General features: G+C 52.7%; 12 protein-coding genes. 11 read left to right on the top strand and 1 reads right to left on the bottom strand.

Features of this window, described 5'->3' with window-relative positions; genetic code table 11:
• From AC2FNE_RS15090 to AC2FNE_RS15135, 10 genes are all read left to right on the top strand, one after another.
• On the top strand, nt 1-1,115 hold a 1,115-nt coding region (locus AC2FNE_RS15090; protein WP_496805699.1), incomplete at its 5' end, for a hypothetical protein.
• A gap of 10 nt (nt 1,116-1,125) precedes the next feature.
• A complete protein-coding gene (locus AC2FNE_RS15095) occupies nt 1,126-2,613 on the top strand; it encodes a heme biosynthesis protein HemY (RefSeq protein ID WP_496805700.1) in 1,488 nt (495 codons plus the stop codon).
• A 466-nt stretch (nt 2,614-3,079) separates the two neighbouring features.
• On the top strand, nt 3,080-4,180 hold the full coding sequence (locus AC2FNE_RS15100; RefSeq protein WP_496805701.1) for an MHYT domain-containing protein: 1,101 nt from the start codon (nt 3,080-3,082) through the stop codon (nt 4,178-4,180).
• A 138-nt stretch (nt 4,181-4,318) separates the two neighbouring features.
• A complete protein-coding gene (locus tag AC2FNE_RS15105; RefSeq protein WP_496805702.1) occupies nt 4,319-5,152 on the top strand; it encodes an FAD binding domain-containing protein in 834 nt (277 codons plus the stop codon).
• Between the two features lie 14 nt (nt 5,153-5,166).
• A complete protein-coding gene (locus AC2FNE_RS15110; RefSeq protein WP_496805703.1) occupies nt 5,167-5,661 on the top strand; it encodes a (2Fe-2S)-binding protein in 495 nt (164 codons plus the stop codon).
• Complete coding sequence (locus AC2FNE_RS15115) at nt 5,658-8,075, top strand: aerobic carbon-monoxide dehydrogenase large subunit (protein WP_496805704.1); 2,418 nt, start codon at nt 5,658-5,660, stop codon at nt 8,073-8,075. The genes AC2FNE_RS15110 and AC2FNE_RS15115 overlap by 4 nt, the downstream gene beginning before the upstream one ends.
• A gap of 54 nt (nt 8,076-8,129) precedes the next feature.
• Complete coding sequence (locus tag AC2FNE_RS15120; RefSeq protein WP_496805705.1) at nt 8,130-8,996, top strand: AAA family ATPase; 867 nt, start codon at nt 8,130-8,132, stop codon at nt 8,994-8,996.
• Entirely contained in the window at nt 8,996-10,183 is a 1,188-nt protein-coding gene (locus AC2FNE_RS15125; protein WP_496805706.1) for a vWA domain-containing protein, read from the top strand. Before AC2FNE_RS15120 ends, AC2FNE_RS15125 begins: the two co-directional genes overlap by 1 nt.
• A gap of 11 nt (nt 10,184-10,194) precedes the next feature.
• Nucleotides 10,195-11,004 (top strand): XdhC family protein, encoded by an 810-nt coding sequence (locus tag AC2FNE_RS15130; RefSeq protein ID WP_496805707.1) that lies wholly within the window; start codon nt 10,195-10,197, stop codon nt 11,002-11,004.
• Between the two features lie 105 nt (nt 11,005-11,109).
• The gene (locus AC2FNE_RS15135) at nt 11,110-11,562 is read left to right on the top strand and encodes an SRPBCC family protein (RefSeq protein ID WP_496805708.1); all 453 of its coding nucleotides are present in this window, start codon (nt 11,110-11,112) and stop codon (nt 11,560-11,562) included.
• 269 nt (nt 11,563-11,831) lie between these two features.
• On the opposite strand, the gene AC2FNE_RS15140 is transcribed toward AC2FNE_RS15135, so the two are convergent.
• Entirely contained in the window at nt 11,832-14,417 is a 2,586-nt protein-coding gene (locus AC2FNE_RS15140; protein WP_496805709.1) for a glycosyltransferase, read from the bottom strand.
• A gap of 793 nt (nt 14,418-15,210) precedes the next feature.
• On the opposite strand from AC2FNE_RS15140, the gene AC2FNE_RS15145 reads away from it, so the two are divergent.
• Nucleotides 15,211-16,983 (top strand): glycosyltransferase, encoded by a 1,773-nt coding sequence (locus AC2FNE_RS15145; protein ID WP_496805710.1) that lies wholly within the window; start codon nt 15,211-15,213, stop codon nt 16,981-16,983.
• Nucleotides 16,984-17,343 lie beyond the last annotated feature (360 nt).

Consider the following 17,343-nt stretch of genomic DNA (forward strand, 5'->3'; position numbering starts at 1 on the left):
CCGAAGCCGAAGCCGAAGCCGAAGCCGAAGCCGAAGCCGAAGCCGAAGCCGAAGCCGAAGCCGAAGCCGAAGCCGAAGCCGAAGCCGAAGCCGAAGCCGAAGCCGAAGCCGTTGAGGAAAAGACCATTGAGCGCCCCGTTGAAAGACGAGGCGGGTTTGTTCCTGCGCTGATTGGTGGCGTGATCGCGGCGGCGATAGGTTTCGTCGCTGGGCGCGGAGATTTTTTGCCAGGTGGTTCAGATTCGACAGACGCGATTGCGACGCTTGAATCGAAATTGCAGGACCAATCCGCTCAAATAGAAAAGCTTTCTGGTTCACTGACCGACGGTTCGGAATTGTCCGCTCTAAAGGATCAGTTGACGGCTCTGACCGCTAAATTGCCACCAATTGAAGCCGATCTAGACAGCGCAAAATCCAATATCGACGAACTGAATAGCAAGTTAGATCCTTTGGCAGACCGTTTGGCCGAAATGGAGAAACGACCAATCACCCAAGGTGCCTCGGCCGAAGCAGTTGCCGCTTATGAGGCAGAGCTCAAAAAGCTGCAGCAATCGCTTGCAGCGCAAAGGGCGGAAGTCGAAAAGATGGTTTTGGACGCCCAGGCCCTAGAAGCAAAAGCTGCCGCTGAAGCACGTGCAGCCACCAACACGGCGACGTTGACTCGGCTAAAAGGAAAACTGGATACCGGACAACCTTATACGGATTTAGTTACCGAACTTCAGTCGGGGGGGTTGACGGTACCGGATGCACTGATTGCGACTGCTGAAAAAGGTGTGGCAACTACCTCAACGTTAAACGCGTCATTCCCTCCGGCGGCCCGAAAGGCGCTGGCGGATGCGCGCCATGCGGAAAAGGGCACTGGTTTGGTCGCATTTTTGCAGCGTCAGACGGGTGCACGGTCGGTAACGCCACAGGATGGGGACGACCCGGATGCAATTCTTTCGCGCGCGCAGGCGGCACTCTCAAATGGAGATGTTTCTGCCGCCTTAAGCGAACTTGAATCCCTGCCTGAATCGGCTCGAAGCGCGATGGCGGGTTGGGAAGAGGCCGCTCAGGCCAGAGTTGCCGCAGTGGACGCCGCAAATACGCTTGCTTCAAGCGTAAACTCGAACTGAAGGACCTGCCATGCTTTGGTCACTGTTAAAGATCCTTGTTTTTGTTGCGATTATCGGCTTGCTGGCCATGGGTGCTGGGTTTCTGATGGAATCCAGCGGAGGCGTGCAAGTCACCGTGGCAGGTACGGAGTACACGCTAGGGCCCCTGCAATCAGTCATCGCGCTGTGCCTGCTTGTTTTTGCGGTCTGGCTGTTCTTCAAATTGCTTAACTTGCTGATTGCGACCCTGAAATTCCTTAACGGAGATGAAACTGCCTTGTCGCGATACTTCGACCGCAGTCGGGAACAGCGTGGTTATCAAGCTTTGTCTGATGGAATGATGGCGCTTGCCTCGGGCGAGGGTCGGGCAGCTATAACAAAAGCGCAAAAAGCGGAACGCCTACTGAACAAGCCTGAATTGACCAATTTGCTGGTTGCGCAAGCTGCCGAAATGAACGGAGATACCAAGAAAGCCTCAGAGACGTACAAGAAGCTGGTTCAAAACAATGCGACCCGTTTTGTCGGCGTGCGGGGTATTATGAAACAGAAACTGGCTGAAGGCGACGACGAAACCGCCCGAAAACTGGCGGAAAAGGCACTTGCTTTGAAACCCCGCCATGAAGAGACACAAGACGTCCTGTTGAACCTGCAGACCAAGGCGCAAGACTGGGCAGGTGCCCGCTCGACGCTGACTTCCAAGCTAAAGGCCGGGTATTTGCCTCGGGATGTCTTTAAACGGCGCGATGCGATTCTGGCTCTTTCCGAAGCTAAGGATATTCTGGACGACTCTGCATCGGTAGAACAGCAGGAACACGCAATTGAGGCCAATCGGCTTTCACCAGACTTAGTTCCCGCCGCTGCAATGGCTGCGCGGGCTTATATCGAAAAGGGCAAACCGCGTTCTGCATCGAAGATCTTAAAAAAAGCGTGGGAGGTTCAGCCCCATCCTGACCTTGCCCATGCATTTGCGGAGATTGAACCAGATGAAACCCCGGAGCAACGCATCAAGCGGTTCACAGCCCTTACCCGGGTCCATCCTCAGGATCCCGAGACTCGTTTAATTTTGGCCGAGTTGAATATTGTTGCCGAGGACTTCCCGGAAGCCCGGCGCGTGTTGGGCGACCTGGTTGAAAATCAAGCAGACGCCCGGGGCTACACCCTGATGGCTGCAATCGAACGGGGAGAGGGTGCGTCGGATGCGGTCGTGCAGGGTTGGCTTGCAAAGGCGCTGAACGCTCCTCGTGGTCCGCAGTGGGTTTGTAACAACTGCCATGACATTCAGCCAGAGTGGGGACCTGTTTGTCAAAACTGCAACAGCTTTGACACGCTCAGCTGGCAAACTCCGCAAACGCCAGAAATTGCCACGGCGACAGGTGTTCACATGTTGCCCCTAATCGTTGGGGCGATTGAGGACCAGCCTGAACCGGAGCCTGAGGAAGCGCGCGAGGTCGACGAACCCGAGATCGATGAGGTGATCGAAGCGAATGCTGAGCCGGTTGAGGCCGAGAAGCAGTCCTGACCTGAGCTAATGTTTTGACGAACCAGATTGCATAACGCTGCGTGGCCGGCGAGTTTCTTTCGCTTCACTCATTGCTTTGGTGAATCTACCTGACCGAGACTTTTTGAAACGGTTGGGGCGCCAATCGAACGAGAATAGCAAACGGGTCCGCAGGAACGAGGCGACGCATATTCAGATCTTATTCTGTAACTACTAGATCGCTGCGGTTAACTGCTTCGGCTACGAAAAACAAACTGCAAAACAAGACATTCTCGTTCTGTATTTTCTTTAATTTTTGAGTGAAGTGAAAGCGGAGAAGCTCTTTTCGGCTTTCTGAAACGCGCCGCGATCGCAGCAGTTCCGTCATAGTGACAACCAGGTTCGGGATCGCTCGCGAAGCCGTAAGTCCGCCACACAATGGCGGTGCCCAATTGTCGCATTCAAATCTGTTTGTTAACGTCCCTCTCTAAGGGGGGTGTAAGCCCGTATGTTGGACTACTCACATAACGCCATTTTGGTGGTGGCGTCGCTTGGCGTTGCATTGATGGCCGGGTTCACTGGGCTGTATTTGACGCATGGCGCGAACAGGCTGGACAGCCAAAGACGCAAGTTTGTCGTCGCGCTGGCTGCGGTCATCCTGGGCGGCGGTATCTGGTCCATGCATTTCGTTGCGATGCTAGGTCTGCAATTACCAATCTTGTTTTACTACGACGCGCTTGTAACACTGATTTCGGCGTTAGTTGCCATTCTGATGGTTGGCCTCGCACTTTTGCTGCTTCATTTTCGGCGGCGCACGATGCAAACAATCGTTGGCGCAGGTGTCATTGTCGGCATGGGGATCGTCGTGATGCATTACGTCGGCATGGCCGGAATGCAACTGTGTCGTCCGGTCTACAGTATTTGGGATGTTGCAATCTCGACGCTCGCGTCGGTCGTCCTGTCTGTGCTGGCGATATGGGTTGCTTATGATAATCGCACACAGCGCAATATTTTGCTGGGGACCTTTTGTTTCGGGGTCGCGGTTTTCACCATGCATTTTGTTGCAACTGGATTGACTGATTTTGTCGTCAGTGACGATCCCAGCGGCGCCGGACCAGAGTTAAATAATCAGGTCCTGGCGATGGGAGTCACGGTTTCAGTATTCTTAATTTGCTCGGCATTTTTGTTAACCGGCATTACCTTCATTGGCCCAAGCCAGGAGGCTGAACCCGCCGGAGACTCCGAGCCTGCGCATGAGCCAGAATTATCGGTTTTGCGCGCGGGCGTCCCGTTCGAGCGGGAAAGTCAGACTTTCTTTGCTGAACCCTCCCGTATCGCCGCAATTCGCGCCGAAGGCCACTACACCATCCTTTACATGGATTCTGAAAAATTATTTTGTCCGTGGTCAATTACTGAGGCTGAAACACGCCTTTTATCGGACGGCTTTCTGCGGGCGCATCGCAGCTATTTGGTTAATCCAAAACATGTGTCGTGTTTCGAGCGTCACAAGGACAACGGAACCTGTTATTTTGACGGTGTCGAGGCGTTGACAAAGGTTCCAGTGAGTCGCTCACGCCTAGCGGATATTCGCAGCGCGTTGGGATTGTGATCGCAACTCGTGCAGCCCATTCGCATTTCGTGAAACAGAAGGCGTCCCCTGTTCTCGTGTGCTGGAACATATAACCCATTAACCTTTTTCCTTACTCTAGGGAGTTTAAGGCGTTTTGCCGTACCCAGGGAGGAAAACATGATACCAGCCGGTTTTGAGTACCACCGGCCAGGCGACATTGCCTCGGCTATTGGCATTCTACAGGAACACGGAGACGAAGCTCGCGTCATAGCTGGCGGGCACAGCCTTATTCCGATGATGAAACTGCGAATGGCAGAAATGGGCCATCTCGTTGATCTTCAGGCGATCGACGAACTCAAAGGGATAGAAGTGGGTGCCGAGTCAGTTACGCTTGGCGCGATGGTAACCCAGCATGAGTTGATAACTCATGGAGGTCTGGCATCCGCCATTCCATTGATACGCGATGCCGCGCTCCAGATCGCGGACCCTCAGGTGCGCTACATGGGAACGGTTGGTGGAAACGTGGCCAACGGTGATCCGGGCAACGACATGCCGGGATTGATGCAGTGTTTGGATGCAACGTTTGAACTCAAGGGCCCCGACGGAACACGTAACGTAGCAGCGCGTGACTTTTACGAAGCTGCATATTTTACCACGCGCGAGGACGAGGAAATTCTGACGCGTATTTCGGTTCCTATACCGGGCGCCGGTGTCGGCCAAGCCTACGAAAAGCAAAAGCGCAAGATTGGAGATTATGCCACAGCTGCGGCGGCGGTCTTGGTCGGTAATGGCAAAGCATCGATCGCCATGACCAATTTGTCCGACACTCCGATCTGGTCTGCAGAAGCCAGCAACGCACTTGCCGGGGGTGACGTCGACGGTAGCGTCGGCGCGATGCTCGATGCAATTGACCCTGTCGCCGACAACCGCGGACCTGTGGAGTTCAAAAAACACGTAGCTGCCGTGATGTTGCGCCGCGCCATTGGCCGGGCGCAAACCCGCGCGGGCTGAGGGGAGTAAAACCAATGTCGAAAATGCACGTCAAACTTACAGTAAACGGCAAGCAGTTCGAAGGTCTGGCCGAGCCGCGTACACTTTTGATTCATTTCCTACGAGAAGATCTAAAAATTACTGGTCCGCACATTGGCTGCGAAACCAGCCATTGTGGTGCTTGCACCGTCGATATTGACGGGAAGTCGGTGAAATCCTGCACAACCTTTGTTGCTCAGGTAAACGGAGCTGACGTCACGACCGTCGAAGGGCTGACCAACGACGACGGCAGCTTAGGCGTCCTTCAAGAGATGTTCCGTGAACATCACGGGCTGCAATGCGGATTCTGCACACCGGGCATGATCACCCGTGCGCATCGCCTGCTGCAGGAAAACCCGAACCCTACAGAAGAGGAAATCCGTTTTGGGATGGCTGGTAACCTCTGCCGCTGCACCGGTTACCAGAACATCGTAAAGGCCATCTCGGCTTCCGCCGACATGCTTAATGCTCAGAAGGAGGCCGCGGAATGAACGACCAGACAATGACACCCGAAGAACGCGCCGCCAATCTCAAAGGAATGGGCAGTTCGCGCAAACGCGTGGAGGACGTGCGATTCACTCAAGGCAAAGGCAATTATGTCGATGACATCAAGTTGGACGGAATGCTGTTTGGCGACTTTGTGCGCTCTCCTTACGCACATGCCCGTGTCGTCAGCGTAAACAAGGATGCAGCGCTTGCTCTGCCAGGCGTAATTGCAGTGCTGACCGCCGAGGACCTGTCGCCGCTGGGTCTCCATTGGATGCCGACTTTGGCAGGTGACAAACAGATGGTACTGGCCGATGGAAAGGTTCTGTTCCAAGGTCAAGAAGTCGCCTATGTCGTCGCCGAGGACCGCTATATTGCTGCAGACGCTGCAGAACTGGTTGAGGTTGAGTACGAAGAACTGCCAGTTCTGACCGATCCATTCGAAGCGTTGAAGTCCGACGTTGTCCTGCGCGAAGACCTTGAGGGTCAAACCGAAGGAGCCCACGGGCCCAGAAAGCACCACAATCATATCTTCACCTGGGAACAAGGCGACAAGGACGCGACCGAGTCCGTTCTGGCAGAAGCCGACGTGGTGGCCGAAGAGATGGTGTATTACCACAGAACACATCCTTGCCCACTGGAAACCTGTGGCTGTGTAGCGTCGATGGACAAAGTGACCGGCAAATTGACGCTTTACGGTACGTTCCAGGCTCCGCATGCGATCAGGACGGTCGTTTCACTGATATCTGGCCTTGCCGAACACAACATCCGCGTTATTAGCCCTGATATCGGTGGCGGTTTTGGCAACAAGGTTGGTGCCTATGCGGGTTACGTTTGTTCAGTAGTCGCATCTATTGTCACGGGAAAACCCGTTAAATGGGTCGAGGACCGGATGGAAAACCTGATGTCCACCGCATTCGCACGCGATTACTGGATGCAGGGCAAGATCGCTGCCACGAAAGAGGGTAAGATCACAGGCCTCTGGTGCCATACGACGGCGGACCATGGAGGATTTGACGCCTGTGCTGATCCAACCAAATTTCCCGCTGGGTTCATGAACATCTGTACCGGATCCTATGATATTCCGACGGCATATCTGGCGGTAGATGGTGTTTATACTAACAAGGCACCCGGTGGCGTAGCGTATCGTTGCTCTTTCCGCGTGACCGAGGCCGCATACTTCATCGAGCGCATGATCGAGGTTTTGGCCATCAAGCTGAACATGGATGCGGCCGAGTTGCGCCGGATCAATTTCATTAAGGCCGATCAGTTTCCGTATCAATCTGCGCTGGGCTGGGAATACGACTCGGGCGATTACCATACCGCTTGGGACAAGGCGCTGGAGGCCGTCGACTACAACGGCCTACGGACTGAACAGGCACAGCGGATTGAGGATTTCAAAGCTGGCAAGACCCGCAAACTGCTTGGGATTGGGCTAACGCACTTCACAGAAATCGTTGGCGCAGGTCCGGTGAAGAATTGCGACATCCTAGGTCTGGGTATGTTCGATTCCTGCGAAATTCGCATCCACCCAACTGGATCCGCCATCGCACGGCTTGGGACGATTAGTCAGGGTCAGGGTCATGCCACGACTTTTGCCCAGATTATTGCCAGTGAGATCGGCCTTCCAGCCGATGACATCACGCTAGAAGAAGGCGACACTGATACGGCACCCTACGGGCTTGGGACGTACGGTTCCCGGTCGACCCCGGTAGCGGGAGCGGCAACGGCAATGGCCGCTCGCAAAATCCGGGCCAAGGCGCAGATGATCGCCGCCTATCTGCTGGAAGTTCACGACGACGATGTCGAGTGGGATGTTGATCGCTTTGCAGTCAAAGGCGCGCCTGAGCGTTTCAAGACGATGAAGGAAATCGCCTTTGCCGCCTACAATCAAGCCATTCCGGGATTGGAACCTGGTCTTGAGGCGGTCAGTTATTATGACCCGCCGAATATGACATATCCATTTGGTGCCTATATCTGTGCTATGGAAATCGACGTAGATACCGGTGAGTGGGAAGTTAGGCAGTTCTATGCGCTTGACGATTGCGGAACCCGGATCAACCCGATGATCATCGAGGGGCAAGTCCACGGTGGCGTGACCGAGGCGTTGGCCATCGCAATGGGGCAAGAGATTGCTTATGATGAAATGGGCAACGTAAAGACCGGTACGCTTATGGACTTCTTCCTGCCGACAGCGTGGGAAACACCCAACTACACGACCGATCATACGGTAACACCGTCTCCGCACCATCCAATTGGCGCCAAGGGCGTAGGCGAGAGCCCGAATGTCGGCGGAGTGCCAGCATTTTCGAATGCTGTGCATGATGCATTCCGCCCATTTGGCCTTGTTCAGAGCCATATGCCGCACGATCATTGGCGCATCTGGAAAATTGCCAATGGTCTAGGGATGCACGGCTAACAAACTCAAGCCGCTGCACTAGAATCCAGTGCAGCGGCTGTTCAGGAGACAGGCATGAGCTTGCAAGACATACAGCAAGGGCTCGCGAAAGTGGGTTACGTTGCGGGCGACCGCTTGACGATGGCGCTTCATCTGGCGCAAAAACTCGGCCGCCCCTTGCTGCTGGAAGGTCCAGCCGGTGTTGGTAAAACCGAAGTCGCCAAAGCGCTCGCCGCTAAACTTGATACGAGGTTGATCCGGCTGCAGTGTTACGAAGGTCTCGACGCCAGCCACGCAATTTATGAGTGGAATTACCAACGGCAGTTGCTTGCAATCCGAGCCAGCGAGTCGCAAGGCGGAACAAGCGAAGCCCATCTTTTCACAGATGACTTCCTTTTAAAACGTCCCCTTCTGGAAGCTATCAGCGAGGAGGTGCCCCCAGTTCTTCTGATTGATGAGATTGATCGCGCCGATGAGGAGTTCGAAGCTTACTTACTGGAAATACTGTCAGATTTCCAGATTACCATACCTGAGCTTGGTACAATCCGAGCCCGTTCAAAACCCATCGTGATACTGACCGCAAACGGAACACGTGACCTATCGGACGCATTGCGACGCCGCTGTCTGTACAGTTTCATCGACTACCCGTCCCATGAGACCGAAATGGCAATTCTCAAGGCTCAAATGCCAAATATCGAAGGCTTGCTTGCACGACAAATTGTTGGAGTTGTGCAATCCCTGCGCAAAGAGGATCTTGAGAAGACGCCAGGTGTTGCCGAGATGCTTGATTGGGCAGCCGCCTTGTCTGGACTGGGGGTAAATGACCTTGCCAAGTCCCGCTCAGAGGTTCAGGCAACGCTTGTTTGCCTGCTTAAAACGGCCGCTGACTTTGATGCTTCTCCGCCCGAAATTATGGACCAGTTCATTGGAAAGGTCGCTTGATGCCGGTTACGCGCTTCCCTTCCCGAGCTGAAGGTCTGGTGGACAGGATGTCCGGTTTTATCGGGCATTTAAGAATGAACGGTTTGCGCGTCGGGCCAAAAGAAACCGGAGATGCATTGGCTGCCTTGTCTGCAGTCAATGCTGCGGATGCAGATCAAGCTCGGCGCGCATTATGCGTTTTGCTTGCAGGAAATTCAGAAGACTGGAACCGCTTTGATGAACTGTTCGACGCTTATTGGTTCAACGCCGGAAAGCAAAGGACGGGAACGGCAAATGCCGTGCATGTTCGGGTGCAGTCTGCAAAACCGATGATCTGGCAGACAGAAAGCCGGGCGGATAAACAAGACGCCGATGGGCCGGATAGCTCTGCGACTGTTGATCCCGGTGAAGGCGAAGCCGAGGATATAGATGGTAAGCTGATCGCTACCCGAACCACCAACCTTGCGCGAAGAGATCTTCGCGAGCTGATGGATGATGAGGCTCTAAGAAAGGCCGAAACAGCTGCGATGTTGATTGCACGCGCGATCCGTGACCGTCGGTCACGGCGTCGCAAACGCGCCCTGCGGGGACCGGCGCTGGATATGCGGCGCATTCAACGAGCGAGTCTTGCACGTGGCGGTGAGCCAATCGACCTTTACCGCCGTGCGCGCCCACCTCGCCCTATGCGAATAGTCGCTTTATGCGATGTCAGCGGATCCATGACAGTTTACTCTCGGGTTTTTCTGGCATTCCTCAAAGGACTTGTTGGCAGCGGGACAGAAGCGGACGCTTATTTGTTTCACACCCGTCTGATGCGCGTCACAGATGCGCTTCGCGACCACGACACCTTGCGAGCAGCAGGAAGACTGTCGCTGATGGCCGAAGGGTTTGGTGGCGGTACGGATATCTCTGGTAGCTTAGAGAGTTTTCTTAGCGGATATGGCGCAAGGGCGCTTAATGGACGGACGGTCGTTTTGATCCTTTCGGACGGATATTGCAGTTCCGATCCGCGGGCGCTGGGCTCAGTATTGGCTCGCATCCGGCGAAAGGCGCGGCGTATTGTTTGGTTAAATCCGCTGAAAGGGTGGGAAAACTATGAGCCTGCAGCTGCTGCGATCCAAGCAGCTTTGCCTCAACTGGATGCGCATCTGCCTGCTAATACTCTGGACGCTTTGGCGGCCTTAGAACCAGAGTTCCAAAAGTTGTGAAAGGAGACGTAATGCCCGGTTTCGACATTTTCGACACAATCGACACGTTACGCTCAAAAGGCGAAAGCTTCTGCGTTGCCACAGTATTGCGAACCGCGGACGTGACGTCGGCTAAGGCCGGGGCCAAGGCTGCAATAACTGGGACCGGCGAAATACTGGGGCATTTGGGCGGTGCTTGCGTGCAACGTGCTGTTCGCGCCTCTGCTGTCAAGGCGTTATCCGGCGGCGATCCACAAATGATCCGCGTTAAACCTTCTGACAAGGTGGTTTCCATGGCGGACCTAGACGGCGTGCAGACCTTCAAAAGCGGATGCCCGTCGGGCGGAACTGTCGACTTGCTGATTGAGCCGTATCAGCATGCCCCTAAGTTGGTGATTTTCGGGGATACGCCAATTGCTTCGGCGCTTCGGGCTCATGGGACACTGGCCGGACTTCGGGTTTGCCTACCCAAAGGGACTGTTGGTGAAGCCTATTCTGAATTTGACCCAGACGACCTGCCTGCGCTGGGCATCCTGCCTCGTGACTTTGTTGTTGTCGCCTCGCAGGGCAAGGGTGATGCCGTAGCGTTAAAGTCTGCACTGCAATCACCTGCCAGAAGAGTTTCAATGGTGGCCAGCCACCGCAAGGCGCAGGTCTTGTGTGACAGGTTGATTTCACAAGGGATGAACCCCGCCCGAGTCGAACAATTGAAGGCACCTGCGGGGCTTGATATTCGCGCGGTCGATCCACACGAAATCGCGTTGTCGATTTTGGCTGAGATCATTTTTTGGCGAAATATCGACAAATCGGAGGAAGCATCACATGATGAAAAGATGGCTTAAACCGTAGTGAAATCTCCAATTCAAGCAACCCGAAATGACGGTGATAGAAGCGGCAGAATAGGCGCTTTGTGTCTACCTAAAATGTTGTTGAGAAAGGAAACCTAAATGGAGCTGACTGACGAAATCCGCATATCCGCGACGCGGGATGTGGTATATGCGGCCTTGAACGACCCGGATATTCTGCGAGAATGTATTCCCGGCTGCGAGGAACTGACACAGGCTGCGCCCGATCAGCTCGAGGCTAAAGTGGTTCTTAAAATCGGTCCGGTAAAGGCGCGTTTCGCCGGCGAGGTGACCTTGGACACTACGAACGCACCGAACGGCTTCAGCCTGTCAGGCGAGGGCAAGGGTGGTGCGGCCGGATTTGCCAAGGGTGGCGCGGACGTAACCCTGACCGAGGACGGCGGCGAGACGGTTCTGACTTACACTGCAAAGGTTGATATCGGCGGAAAGATCGCCCAACTGGGCAGCCGTCTGATTGCAGGGACTGCAAAGAAACTTTCAGGTAAGTTCTTTACCAAGTTCGGAGAAGTTGTATCCGGTTTCTCAACGTCTTAGAGAAAAAATACTTAGTCTGGTAGGCAAACAAAAATTGCCTACCCTCATCGTTCAAAATATAATGTTTCCCGTAACCAAATGAAATTCGTTAATTATTATCCAATCTTTTCATTTCCAAAGAACTACGTGTGTAAAGACATTCAACTCGAACAAAGTTTTTCCAATAGAACAAGCCTGCAAGGTCAGCAATTTGCCATACTGGATGCAGTTTTCGGCGCACCACTTGCTCCAAGTGTCTTACCCAAAATTAGTGCGGCATTGTTACAAACTTACGGATTCGAGGTAGTTTCGCAGTTTTCCATCATGAGTTCGCGAAATTGCATGCCGGTTGGGGACAGCGTCAAAGACTGTTGTGGCAAAACCGTTGCTGCAGTTGACAGATTGGCTGTAGCCAACCTTTCCGCGATCTGATGATTACCAAATAGTTGTGCGGCCAAGCATTGTACTTCCGACAAATACTCGACCCGGGAATCGTCATGACTCGCCAATCTTGTAATCAAGGATTCAACGTTGTTAGGTTTACTGTAAAGTGGCAGATTACCGAATGTCGCGGAGAACCTGTGCGGCAGTATTACCGGCACCCCCATTAGCATTGCCTCGACACATGTCCGCCCAAAAGCTTCAATTAAGTCGCTGTGTGGGAAATAGACAAAAGCATCAAGTTCGGCGAGATAGGATTTTACGTCGATTGCTCCAAATTTTCGCACATTCCAGTTCCGAGGGAGTGTACCAAGTATCTCTTCCGCTTTGGTAGCGCCACCCAAAATGGAGATTGTGAAATCGTCACTTTCTGGATAAACACGTCGTAGCTTAGCTTGATCTTCAATCCATTTCTCCCCACCGTCGCGGCCGTGACGGCCAATTTTAAAGGGGCGCTCAAATTTTGGTTTGGGGGATGTCTGAAATTTGGAAACATCGAACACAGGTGTCCAATCTACTGAAGAAAGTTCCATTTTACTACCGCTTGCAGCTAAGTGTGTTTCGATCTCACGCCGAACAAGCGGACCAATTGGGCAGATCGAAACGGAATTAGATTCGATCAATTGGCATACATCCACTAATCGAGAAAGCCTGTAAACTGGTTCACCATTGGGTCTTTGAACCGAATTGTTGACAACAACAAACGTGCTATCTGATTTCACTTTCGGCAACAAAGTGCTGAAATAGCGCGATGTGACCACAGCGGGATGACGACAAATTAGAATCTGGCAACGCAGATTTCCAACCTCACTCCAATTGTAAATCTGACTGTCTAAAGACCTATATCGATCCGAGGATACTTTCCCTAAATTTCTTTCGGATGGGCAATGCACGATTGCGATATTAAGACCCTGACTTTCAAACCATAAAATTTCATCAAGCGATGTCGCAGCTGTTCCACCAATAAATGAAGTGTCAGTAATCAAAACCACGTCGGCGATGATGTCTTTCGTTAACGACACTCCGTCCATTCTATAACTGCGCAATAAGTCAACGAGACTATTCGGGTCCGTCATTATCTCCTTGGGTGCTGCGAACGGTCTGTGTACTTCTAGAGCGTCGAGCCTAGCATCCAATTTGTCGAAATTTTCGTGCCATTCTTGATAAGCCAGTTTATACTGCGTGCGTACTGGGGAAACACCGGAACGTTCGTTGTACCCAAGTTCCGGATCATTCGTGAGACCACTTGGATTGTCCAAACAAAACATCGTAACAGACCTCAGTTGCTGAACACGCATACCGTCAATACTTTCGATCCGCCTTAACAACTCGGAATCTCCGCTGGTTCGTACTTTGTCCCAACTACCCAGCACATCTCTAAAATAACTGGATTTCACCATTAAAGAAATCAGCCCGCTTCGGCACGCACCGTCATAAACAAAACCACCAATCGGGTTAAGTCGCACAAATGAGCCGCTAGAGCTTATTCGGAGCATGCCTGACATACAGCAGTTTAGCAGATTGCTTTCGCAAAACTCTACCTGCCGCGCGATCCTTTCGGGATGCGCCCAGTCGTCCCCATCATGCCCGGTGATCCACTCTCCTCGCGCTTGGGTCATTGCTATATTCTTTGATACGTATGGCCCGACGTTGATTTTATTGCGCAACAGTTTGACTCGACCGTCGCCGGCCGCAAGATTCTGCAAAACGGTCCAAGTCCCGTCCGAGGAAAAGTCGTCGACGATGATCAGTTCCAAATTGCTCCACGTTTGGTTCAAGATGGATTGTGCAGCCATTCGCACTGTGTTTTCGGCATTCCAGACGGGCATGAGAATAGAAACTAGAGGGCCTTTCACCTCTTCAAGGTCGCCGGCAGCGCAAAGTCGATCTAAAATACTCGCACCTTCGCCTAGCCGGATCGGGGCAATCCCAAAGTTAAAAAGATACGCGTTTACGCATCTTTCCCACTTCCCGACATCTCCTGCTGCGATCGCAGCATTAGCGCGGATAATATTAGCAGTATAACTAAGCTCGGCCGGCAATTGTTTATGCACCAAATCGACGGCGCGCGTAAAATCACCAGCTTCCGCAAGTTCGCCCGCGTTAGCAAGAACGAACCTTGATTTCTTTGAACCATCGTCCGCCTCGAGTTTGCTAATTTCATTTGGTTCGAGCTGCTTTCGTCGTTTACTAATATTCCGAAGCACGACCAATGGAAGCAATATGGGTGACAAAAGTACAAGAATTGGAAATGAAAGTAACAACGTGAGCGACTTGAGTTTTTTGTATTTTTTTTTCAGTGATCGAATTTCGCGAGACTGTTTATGAACAACCTGTTTGAGGCTCTTTTTGTCTTTGCCGCTAAGCAAAATATCATCGCTCACGTAAGACTTTTTTTTCATTCGAATATTCCTGCTATCGACGCTGGCCAACATCAGGGTGCTGATTAGCGGTTTTTTGGTAGGAACGCAAAGAATGCCCGAAGTTTGATACGGTGACTTAAATCAATCGCGCCAAAAACTCGCAACACACAAATAATGGTGGCATTGCATTCTTGCGTTTTGGTTTCGCAAATAAATGCAGCGCAAAGAAATCCCGCCTCCTGTTTGACACGTATCCAGGATTCTTACAAATAATTCAACGTCAGCTCGGAGCGCGCCAATACCACACTTTTGGATAGAGTTGGGTTCGCGCGCTGATAGCCTCTACTACGATTGATTGCGACTTGCGGCCACTCAATTTGCTTTGGCATAAAAGGGGGGTCCAGGAATCGCGTGGACAGTAGTTTCAGGCTCCACCGACTGAATGGAGGTTTACAATAGGCAAAACATGATCCCAGGTTTCCTCAAAAGTACTTTTGTAAAAAAAGAAAAAGAGCCGGCGCAAGCGAAAGCCGCGCCAAAAACCACAAAAGATGAGGTTGCGGCCATACGCAACCAATTACGATCCGCAATCGAGGAAGGAAGTGCAGTTCTTGCCCGCCAACTCTTTCGAAAGCTTTGGAAGCAATCGCTTGCAAAGCGGTCTGATTTCAGGTGGCGAATTGACTTTCTGCGAGACTCTTGCTCACCCGAATTAGTTTCTCGATACCAAAATTTGCTTAAGCGAGCCCGGCCCGAAGAAAAAGAACACTTATACCAAGTCGCATTGAGGTTTTGGGCATGCCAAAATTTTACAGCGGCGATAGCGGAAATCGAACAGGTACCAACAGTCCAACGAACCCGGCAAATGAAAGCCCTTGCAGAGGATTGTCGGGAGAAGATTCAAAGGGCTGAATTGAAGACGGCGCTGTCCAAGAGGGACTTTCAGCGTGCTCGCGATCTGTTACGCGAACTGTGCAAAGCATCCAAACCCAACCTGCGGGATTTAAGGCAACGCGCTGACGCTTTGCACCATTTGGACAAATCCAATGTGGTCGCACGCTACGCGAAGTGGCTAGAAAGCGCTTCACGTAAAGGCCGGATTCCTATTGATGCTGCGGCCCCTCGGCTGTGGGCCACAGGGGATTACACCGCGGCGCTGGACTTAATCCCAGCTCAACCTCCGCCTAGCTTGGCCCAAGTCGCTTTGCTTTGCTACTTAGGGAAACGAACCATTTTTGATGCTATGGAGTTTCTTTCCCGATCCGATCAGAATTTGACGGCGGAACCTTTTGCGCTGGATGCTGTGCAAATTTCAAATGCAGCCAAACATTCGAAATTAGAATTACGTCCCGGTGAGGACGTCACCCCCATTTTCGTGCAGCATTGGCTAGATCAACTCGTTGCGTCCGACGGTCCGACATACGAAGCGCGACCGAGGACTGTGATGGTCTACTCCCATTCGCTATCGATCGGCGGTGCCGAAAAACAGACGCGCAATCTTTTAGAAGGGTTGTGTGCTGACCCTGAAGTGGAGGGCGTCGCACTCGTTCTCAAGCAGACTGACAATCGCGTCGGTTTTGTATTGGACACGAGCAACGAGAAACTCTCGATTCAAGAGTTGTCATATTTTGCAACAAGTTCTTTTGGAAACGGGCATGCAAACAACTTGCAGGAGCAGGTTAAGACACTTTCACGCCCACTCGGGCTGGTCTTGCTTCCGCAGCTCGTTACAGCAATACAAAGAACCCGACCCGAAGTTGTTCATGTCCGTGGCGGCCTTCACGCCGAAGTGCTTCTCGCGGGAATGATCGCAGGTACACCGCGCATAGTAGTGCATTTTGGTTCAATGACCCGTGGGCAGCAATCTACAGATCGCGAGCGGGAACGGCTGCGTGAGAAACTGGTCGAAACTGTAGTTGCTTTAGGAGCTGCGGCGCCAAATGTTGCCCTAGTTGCAAATAGTCGTGCAGCAGCTGAGGACTGGCGTCGAGCGTGTGACCTTCCCCCAGGCGGTGTTGGGGTGATCTACAATGCCATCGAACCGGAGGAGTTGGGTCAAAAAACTAATGCGCTCCGAAAAGTGAAAAGCGCTCCGCCTTTAGTAGTCGGAAGTGTCTTTCGTATCGCGGCCGTGAAGGACCCTCTCTTGTGGGTAGACGTTGCGCGGCGCGTCGCTGAGTCGATCCCGGAAGTGCGCTTTCTGATCGTAGGAGACGGTCCCATGCGCCAAGAAATGGAACACGCAATTGCCGCCGCTAGTCTAGAGGAAAAGTTTGAACTGCCAGGCTTCATTACAAAAGGAATTAGTAATTATCTAGCCAGGATGGATCTTTTTCTTGCAACGTCACGGACTGAAAGCCTGCCAAACGCCGTTATCGAAGCGCAACTGGCCGGCTTGCCTGTCGTTGCCACTAATGTTGGCGGAGTCAGTGAAGCTGTCGCAAACTCCACTACGGCGCGCCTAACTAATCGGGCGGCTGAAGACCTTGCGCGCGAGGTAATTTGCGTTCTGCTTGACACCGATCTGAGGCAAAAGATTGCTCAAGAAGCACCCGCGCAAATCCTGCGCCGCTTTTCGGCAAGTAAGTTTCACCATGCAGTCCGCCGCGCCTACGGCTGGGATGAAACCTCAGCCTAAAAACCGCCCTGCTGGGCCCGCGATGCCTCAGCATCCTACGACGGGCGCGTTTTTGACCCATTGCCGCGCAAGCGCGATCGAGAACGCAATCGATGGGCTAGTCCTGCTCGTTCATCATACTGGCAAGGACACGTCGCGCGGAGCACGCGGTCATTCTTCTCTCAAAGGCGCCGTCGATGCGGAAATCTCAATCACCTGAGACGGCGATATAATTACGGCAGTCGCCGAGAAAGTGCGGGATGGAGAAGGTGGGGCTAAATTCTCTTACTAACTCCAGCAGGTGGCGCTGGGTCTCGAAAGCGACGGAGAGCATGTAACGTCGTGCTTTATCGAGCCGATGTCCAACTCACCTCATGAAAT

This window comes from Ruegeria sp. YKSD179 (assembly GCF_059612885.1).

What these genes read in the sequence shown, in the direction of transcription:
- AC2FNE_RS15145 (WP_496805710.1), top strand. Translation starts at nt 15,211, where the DNA reads ATGAAAGCCCTTGCAGAGGATTGTCGGGAGAAGATTCAAAGGGCTGAA.
- AC2FNE_RS15125 (WP_496805706.1), top strand. Translation starts at nt 8,996, where the DNA reads ATGCCGGTTACGCGCTTCCCTTCCCGAGCTGAAGGTCTGGTGGACAGG.
- AC2FNE_RS15100 (WP_496805701.1), top strand. Translation starts at nt 3,080, where the DNA reads ATGTTGGACTACTCACATAACGCCATTTTGGTGGTGGCGTCGCTTGGC.
- AC2FNE_RS15120 (WP_496805705.1), top strand. Translation starts at nt 8,130, where the DNA reads ATGAGCTTGCAAGACATACAGCAAGGGCTCGCGAAAGTGGGTTACGTT.
- AC2FNE_RS15135 (WP_496805708.1), top strand. Translation starts at nt 11,110, where the DNA reads ATGGAGCTGACTGACGAAATCCGCATATCCGCGACGCGGGATGTGGTA.
- AC2FNE_RS15105 (WP_496805702.1), top strand. Translation starts at nt 4,319, where the DNA reads ATGATACCAGCCGGTTTTGAGTACCACCGGCCAGGCGACATTGCCTCG.
- AC2FNE_RS15095 (WP_496805700.1), top strand. Translation starts at nt 1,126, where the DNA reads ATGCTTTGGTCACTGTTAAAGATCCTTGTTTTTGTTGCGATTATCGGC.
- AC2FNE_RS15115 (WP_496805704.1), top strand. Translation starts at nt 5,658, where the DNA reads ATGAACGACCAGACAATGACACCCGAAGAACGCGCCGCCAATCTCAAA.
- AC2FNE_RS15110 (WP_496805703.1), top strand. Translation starts at nt 5,167, where the DNA reads ATGTCGAAAATGCACGTCAAACTTACAGTAAACGGCAAGCAGTTCGAA.
- AC2FNE_RS15130 (WP_496805707.1), top strand. Translation starts at nt 10,195, where the DNA reads ATGCCCGGTTTCGACATTTTCGACACAATCGACACGTTACGCTCAAAA.
- AC2FNE_RS15140 (WP_496805709.1), bottom strand. Translation starts at nt 14,417, where the DNA reads ATGTTGGCCAGCGTCGATAGCAGGAATATTCGAATGAAAAAAAAGTCT.